At 75.1% G+C, this 3661-nt stretch carries 3 protein-coding genes; all 3 read left to right on the top strand.

The genetic code is table 11. The annotated features are described in order from the left end of the window. Positions 1-52 precede the first annotated feature (52 nt). A complete protein-coding gene (gene cobO / locus CQZ88_RS06035; RefSeq protein ID WP_006945402.1) occupies positions 53-667 on the top strand; it encodes a cob(I)yrinic acid a,c-diamide adenosyltransferase in 615 nt (204 codons plus the stop codon). Positions 668-695: 28 nt separating this feature from the next. Continuing rightward, positions 696-3065: a cobyrinate a,c-diamide synthase gene (locus CQZ88_RS06030; RefSeq protein ID WP_102799392.1), complete on the top strand. Its 2370-nt coding sequence runs from the start codon at positions 696-698 to the stop codon at positions 3063-3065. Continuing rightward, positions 3047-3661, top strand: a 615-nt coding sequence (locus tag CQZ88_RS06025; protein ID WP_180986954.1) for a cobalamin biosynthesis protein, incomplete at its 3' end; no start/stop codon positions are given. The genes CQZ88_RS06030 and CQZ88_RS06025, both read left to right, overlap by 19 nt.

Here is a 3661-nt window from a genome sequence, read left to right as displayed (position 1 = left end):
GTGAGGTCCACGCCGACGCGCTCACCACCGTCGTGCGAGGAAGGGCCGCCTGATGCCGAAGGGACAACCGACCGCCGTGCCGGACGACGGCCTCACCACCCGCCAGCGCCGCAACCGGCCGCTGCTGATGGTCCACACCGGCGACGGCAAGGGCAAGTCGACCGCCGCGTTCGGTCTCGCGCTGCGCGGCTGGAACCAGGGCTGGTCCGTCGCGGTGTTCCAATTCGTCAAGTCCGCCAAGTGGCGCCTCGGCGAGCAGACCGCCTTCGAGACCCTCGGCGACCTGCACACCGAACGCGGCACCGGGGGCCCGATCGAGTGGCACAAGATGGGCTCCGGGTGGTCGTGGTCGCGCAAGGACGGCACCGAGGAGGACCATGCCGCCGCGGCGCTCGCCGGGTGGCGGGAGATCCAGCGCCGGCTCGCCGCCGAGCAGCACGGGCTGTACGTGCTCGACGAGTTCACCTACCCCATCGGCTGGGGATGGATCGACGCCGACGAGGTGGTGCAGACCCTGCGGACGCGCCCCGGCCACCAGCACGTCGTGATCACCGGCCGCCGGGCGCATCCGGCGCTGATCGAGGCCGCGGATCTCGTCACCGAGATGACGAAGATCAAGCACCCGATGGATGCGGGCCAGAAGGGCCAGAGGGGCATCGAGTGGTGACACTCGCGGGTGACGGCGTGGTGACCGCATGACACCGCTGCCCCGGCTGGTGGTGGCCGCGCCGGCTTCCGGACACGGGAAGACCACGGTCGCGACGGGCCTCATGGCGGCCCTGCGGGCGGCCGGGCACACCGTGTCGGGACACAAGGTCGGCCCGGACTACATCGACCCGGGCTACCACGCCCTCGCGACGGGCCGGCCCGGCCGCAACCTGGACGCCCATCTCGTCGGCACCGTCCTGCTCGCACCGCTGCTCGCGCACGGCGCCCGCGGTGCCGACATCGCGATCGTCGAGGGCGTGATGGGCCTGTACGACGGGATGCTCGGCACCGACGGGTTCGCCTCCACCGCCCACACGGCCGCCGTCCTCGGTGCCCCGGTGATCCTCGTCGTGGACGTCTCCCACGCCTCCCGCTCCGTCGCGGCCGTGGTGCACGGGATGGCCACGTTCGACCGCAGCGTCCGCATCGCCGGGGTGATCCTGAACAAGGCCGGCTCGGTGCGGCATTCCGACGAGGTGGTCGAGGCCCTGGCCGCGACGGGCGTCCCGGTGCTCGGCGTCCTGCAGCGCGACGACGGGATCTCGGCGCCGTCGCGACATCTGGGGCTGGTGCCGGCGCAGGAGCGGGCCGAGGCCGCCGCCCAGCTCGATCGCCTGGCCGCACAGATCGCCGCGCGGGTGGATCTCGCCGAGGTGATGCGGATCGCATGCGCCGCACCGGATCTTCCTGCGAGCCCGTGGGATCCGGGGGCGCCGGCCGACGACGGCCCGGTCGTCGCGATCGCCGGTGGCCGCGCCTTCACGTTCCGTTACGCCGAGACCGAGGAGATGCTGCGCGCCGCCGGGTGCCGCACCGTGGTGTTCGATCCGCTGCGCGACGAACGACTGCCCGACGGCACGGCCGGGATCTATCTCGGCGGCGGCTTCCCCGAGGTGCACGCGGCCGATCTGGCCGCGAACACCGCTCTGCGCGAACATCTCCGGGCCGCGATCACGGCCGGCACACCCACCGTCGCCGAGTGCGCCGGACTGTTGTACCTGTGCCGCGAGGTGGACGGGGCGCCGATGATCGGCGCGATCGACGCGGCCGCCCGGATGACGCCGCGCCTGACCCTCGGCTACCGCACGGCCGTCGCGCCGCGCGAGACCCTTCTCGCGCCGGCGGGCACGCGGGTGACCGGACACGAATTCCACCGAACCACGGTCGATTCCACCGACGAGCCGGCGTGGCTGCTGGGCGGGCGGCCCGACGGCTTCGCGTCCGCCACCGTGCACGCCTCCTACCTGCACACCCACTGGGCCGGGCATCCGGCGCTGGCGCAGCGGTTCGCCGACGCGGTGCGGGCCGCGACGCCGGTCCCCCCGCCGCCGCGCACGACCCGGGCCGCCGCACCGGACCTGCAGCACCACGGCGACCGGGAGGCCACGCCGGGACTGGTGGATCTGGCCGTCAACGTCTCGCGCCAGCCGCGCCCGGAGTGGCTCGACGCCGCGCTGGCCGGGTCGCTGGCCGAGCTGGATCGGTATCCGGACCCGCGCGCGGCGCGGGCCGCCCTGGCCGCCCGGCACGGACGCGACCCGCTCGAGGTGCTGCCCACCGCCGGCGGCGCGGAGGCGTTCACCCTCGTCGCCCGTGCCCGTCGCTGGGCGCGACCGGCGGTGGTGCACCCGCAGTTCACCGAGCCGGAGGCGGCGCTGCGCGCCGCCGGGCACGAGGTGACCCGGGTGCTGCTGCGCCGCGAGGACGGCTTCGTCCTCGACCCGGCGCTGGTGCCCGACGACGCCGACCTCGTGATCGTCGGCAACCCCACGAACCCGACCGGCGTGCTGCACCCGGGTGCCGCGCTGCGGGCCCTGGCGCGGCCCGGCCGGGTGCTGGTGGTGGACGAGGCGTTCATGGATGCGGTACCGGGGGAACCGGAATCGCTTGCCGGCATGTCGATTCCGGGTGTCGTGGTGGTCCGCTCGCTCACCAAGACGTGGGCGATACCCGGTATCCGTGCCGGGTACGTGCTCGGCGACGAGTCGATCGTCGCCGAGCTCGCCGCGCACCAGCCACCGTGGTCGGTGTCCACACCGGCGGCGGCGGCGATGATCGCGTGCGCGTCGCCGGCGGCCACGGTCGAGGCGGAGCGCATCGCCGTGCAGGTCGCGGCCGACCGCGCCGTCCTCGTCGACGGCCTGACCGCGCTCGGCATCGAGGTGACCGGCCCGTCGGCGGCACCGTTCGTGCTGGCGCACGTCCCCGTGGGGACGCGGGAGCGACTGCGGGGCAAGGGCTTCGCGGTACGTCGTGGGGACAGCTTCCCCGGCCTCGGCGCCGACTGGGTGCGCATCGCGGTGCGCGATGAGCAGACCACCGAGGCGTTGCTCGGGGCATGGCGGGACCTGACGTGAACCCGCGCGCCGCCGGCCTCGTCCTCGGCTACCTCGCCGATCAGGCGTTCGGCGATCCCCGTCGCGGCCACCCGGTGAGCGGCTTCGGCCGGATCGCCCGGACCACCGAGCGCGCGCTGTACGCGGACCACCGGGCGGCCGGGACGCTGTTCACCGCGGTGCTGGTCGGCGGCGCGGCCGGCCTCGGCTACGGGGTGGACCGGCTCACCCGGCGTCGTCCGCTGGTGCGCACGGCGGTGACCGCGGCCGCGACGTGGACCGTGCTCGGCGGCCGGTCGCTGGCGCGGGAGGCGACGACGATCGACTGCCAGCTGCGCCGCGCGGATCTGCCCGCCGCGCGCCGTCAGGTCACCCACCTCGTCGGGCGCGACCCGTCGCGCCTCGACGCCGCCGGCGTCGCCCGCGCCACCCTCGAGTCCCTCGCGGAGAACACCTCCGACGCCGTCGTCGCCCCACTGCTGTGGGGTGCGGTGGCGGGGCCGGCGGGCCTGCTCGGCTACCGGGCCGCGAACACCCTCGACGCCCGCGTCGGCCACCGCACGCCGCGGCACGAGCAGTTCGGCTGGGCGTCCGCCCGGTTCGACGACCTGCTCAAC

Source organism: Rhodococcus sp. ENV425 (assembly GCF_002887785.1).
Classification (GTDB): Bacteria; Actinomycetota; Actinomycetes; order Mycobacteriales; family Mycobacteriaceae; genus Rhodococcus; species Rhodococcus aetherivorans.
This window is presented reverse-complemented; position numbering and strand designations above follow the sequence as displayed.

Excerpts from the sequence above, each read along its gene's own strand:
- cobO (WP_006945402.1), top strand. The coding sequence starts at position 53 with ATGCCGAAGGGACAACCGACCGCCGTGCCGGACGACGGCCTCACCACC.
- CQZ88_RS06030 (WP_102799392.1), top strand. The coding sequence starts at position 696 with ATGACACCGCTGCCCCGGCTGGTGGTGGCCGCGCCGGCTTCCGGACAC.